The sequence below is a fragment of the Actinoalloteichus spitiensis RMV-1378 genome (assembly GCF_000239155.1).
Classification (GTDB): domain Bacteria; phylum Actinomycetota; class Actinomycetes; order Mycobacteriales; family Pseudonocardiaceae; genus Actinoalloteichus_B; species Actinoalloteichus_B spitiensis.
This window is the reverse complement of sequence record NZ_AGVX02000769.1, coordinates 1-2,588: the sequence shown is the minus strand read 5'-3', so window position 1 is coordinate 2,588 and position 2,588 is coordinate 1. Positions and strand designations below refer to the sequence as shown.

The window sequence follows — 2,588 nt, the reverse complement described above, 5'->3', positions numbered from 1 at the left end:
GACCGGACCACTCCGACGGCGGGCCGCGCCATCGGTCCCCGGTATCCCGATTCCCCTCCCCTCACAACCACCGGAACCGGCGCGGTGTCAGGTCGGGTGACAGTGCTCCACCAACCACCGAGGTGGTCCGTGACAGGAAAGAACAAGGACTGGGACGCGGAGTTCACCGACTTCGTCGTCCACCGCTCCCCGCCGCTCCTCAGAACGGCCTACCTGCTGGCTGGCGGGGACCGGGAGGCCGCGCGGGACCTGCTCCAGGACGTGCTGGAGCGCATGTACCCGCGCTGGCCCCGCATCACCGGCTCCCCGGAGGCGTACGCCAGGGGCGCGCTGGCCAACACCGCCGCCAACCGCTGGCGCCGGCTGTCCCGGCGGGTGCGGGAGACACCGTTGGCGCCGGGCCAGCTCACGCCCGTCGTGGCCGGGCCGGAGGAGGCCGTCGTGACGGCCGACCAGGTCGCGCCGCTGCTCGCCAGCCTGCCGCCGAGGATGCGGGCCGTCATCGTGCTCCGGTTCTTCGACGACCTCAGCGAGAAGCAGGTGGCCCAGGCGCTCGGCTGCGGGATCGGCACGGTGAAGAGCCAGACCTCGCGGGGGCTGGCGCGGATGCGCGATGCCCTGCGCCCAGACGGGCCCGGAGCGGCCCGGTTGACCCCCACCCCAGCGGGAGGACAGCGATGATCGACCAGGACTCGCTCCGGGCGGCCATGCGGGAGACCACTGACGGGCTCCAGCCCCCGACCCGGCTGGCCGAGGAGGTCCTCGCGGGCGCGCGTGCCCGCCGGCGCCGGCGGCGCCGGGCCGGCGTCACCACTGTCGCCCTGGCAGTGGCCCTCGTCGTGACCGCCGGAGCCCTCACCAGGATGGACCTCACCACGAGCGAGGTGCTGGGCGGCGAGGGCGACCTCGCCGCTCCCGGCGACTGGTTCGACATGCCGACCCGGGGCGACCTCGCCGACGACCGGGACTTCGTCGCGCGAGCGACCACCACCTGGCGCGAGGAACTACCGCTCTTCCTGCACACCGGGGCGAGCCGTGAGGACGGGGGGCGCGGCGACCACCACCTGGTGGCCGCGACCACCACCCCGTCCGGGCCGGCCGCGATCTTCGTCGAGCGCCATGCCCCCCCGAACGGCCACGAGAGCTACGACGTGCTGGGCCTGGTCGCCGAGTCCCCGGAGGACGGCGAGCTGCACCTGCTCTCCGCGGGCCGCGACGACGGCGAAGGCCAGCTGTACCTGTTCGGCGAGGACGACCGCACCCTGATCGGCCTGCCCGGCCGCGAGCCGCTGCACCTCTCCACGGGGCCCGACATCGACGAGAGCACCGGTGAGGTCACCCGCCAGTGGGAGGAACTGGTCCCCGAGGACGGCCTCATCCTGCGGCAGCTGCCAGCGGACAGCCATGCGCACGACGTCGTCGCGGCGACGGAGGTTCCGGACACCCTGGTACCCGAGGAACTCGAGCGCCGGCCCCCACTGGCGGTGCTCACCTCCGAGAGCAGGGCCGCCGCGCTCGATCCGGACGCGGCGCGGCACTTCCTCCGGTCCCGTTCGCTGGACTCGGACTGGACCGAGGACCTCACCTTCTTCTACCTACCGATCGCCAGCCGACCCGCCCTGACCCATCAGGAACGGCTGGCCGGGGAGGCAGCCCTGGACAGCCCGGACAACTGGCGGTGTGAGACCTATGAGAACGGCGGGGAGAGCTGTGAGCGGATCGCGGCCGGGCCCAGCCATCCCGACAGCGAGCGCGAGCTGGACCTGATGGACAAGACCCAACGCGCGCTCTGGGACTCCGGCCGCGCGGACCTGATCAACCACCACAGCGGGGGTGTCTTCGGCGGCTTCCTCATCATCGTGCGCATGGCCGACGGCAGGACCGCCACCATCGGCGAGCAGTGGAACCGCACCCAGCACGGCGAGGCGCACGCCGTCGTGTTCACCGACGAGCGCCTCATCGAGGTCGACGACTTCGCCTACGGCGGCCCGACCCGGCCCGACGACCCGGTGCAGCTCTCCGTCCGGCTCCCGGACGACGAGGGCTGGGTCGTGCTCTCCTACCAGGCTGAGCTGAGGTACCGCACCACCCCGGACGGTCCGTGGCAGGCGGTGGAGTCCGACCGGGGAGCGGCCCTGCTGCCGGCGGAGGCCGTCCAGGTCGAGGTCAGCCGCGAGGGCGGGACGGACGTGGTCGAGCTCGCCCGCTGAGGGCGGTGGTTCCCCTTGGCCGCCTCCGTTCCCACCCGCGCGGGAGCGGCCCGGGGCGCCCGGGTGCCACTCGCCGGAGCCGCCGGACCAGCGACCGGCCCCCACCGGCGGCGGGGAGACCGGTCCTCCGCACCCGCCCTGGTCGCCTGGGCTGCGAACGCATCACCGCCGGCACGTCCCGCCCCGGCCCCGTGCCCACTGCCCGGGCAGGGTGACGGCGAACGGCGGCGTGGAGCCCCAGGTGGCCGTGCGGGCGCCATGACGCCGTCACGGCGCCCGTCACCGGGACGGAGGCACGTCGCGACACCCTCACCGGCGGGCCCCGGTCCCGCCAGGAAACACGTCGGGGCCGGACCTCCGTGGCGGAGGTCCGGCCCC

The 2,588-nt window shown here is 74.3% G+C and carries 2 protein-coding genes; both read left to right on the top strand.

Features of this window, described 5'->3' with window-relative positions:
• Positions 1-129: 129 nt before the first annotated feature.
• Positions 130-681: a SigE family RNA polymerase sigma factor gene (locus ACTIDRAF_RS0225030; protein ID WP_016701400.1), complete on the top strand. Its 552-nt coding sequence runs from the start codon at positions 130-132 to the stop codon at positions 679-681.
• Positions 678-2,210, top strand: a complete 1,533-nt coding sequence (locus tag ACTIDRAF_RS0225025) for a hypothetical protein (RefSeq protein ID WP_016701399.1) — start codon at positions 678-680, stop codon at positions 2,208-2,210. Before ACTIDRAF_RS0225030 ends, ACTIDRAF_RS0225025 begins: the two co-directional genes overlap by 4 nt.
• Positions 2,211-2,588 lie beyond the last annotated feature (378 nt).